We start from the raw sequence: 418 nt of genomic DNA, 5'->3' as shown, positions 1-418 counted from the left end.
TCAGTGCAGGAGACTGCCCTGGAGTTCTGCGCGGAGTGCGGGGGTGAGGACGGCGCCGGCCCGGTCGACGAGCAGGGCCATCTCGTATCCGACGAGACCGATGTCGGAGTCGGGGGCGGCCAGGACGGCGAGTGCCGAGCCGTCGCTGACGGCCATCAGGAAGAGGAAGCCCCGTTCCATCTCGACGACGGTCTGGTTGACCTCGCCGCCCTCGAAGATCCGGCTGGCGCCGGTGGTGAGGGAGGTGAGGCCGGAGGCGACGGCGGCGAGCTGGTCGGCGCGGTCGCGGGGGAACCCTTCGGACATGCACAGCAGGAGGCCGTCCGCGGAGACCACCACCGTGTGCGACACCCCGGGGGTGTTGTCCACGAAATTGGTGATCAGCCAGTTCAGGTTCTGTGCGGCCTGGCTCATCTGA

General features: G+C 68.9%; 1 protein-coding gene. It reads right to left on the bottom strand.

The features are described 5' to 3' along the window. Window positions 1-414: a roadblock/LC7 domain-containing protein gene (locus PUR56_RS29480; protein WP_043468791.1), complete on the bottom strand. Its 414-nt coding sequence runs from the start codon at window positions 412-414 to the stop codon at window positions 1-3. Window positions 415-418: the final 4 nt, after the last annotated feature.

This window comes from Streptomyces sp. BE303 (genome assembly GCF_036290945.1).
GTDB lineage: Bacteria > Actinomycetota > Actinomycetes > Streptomycetales > Streptomycetaceae > Kitasatospora.
Note: the sequence above shows the minus strand (reverse complement) of the source record. Positions and strands in the feature narration are given on the sequence as shown.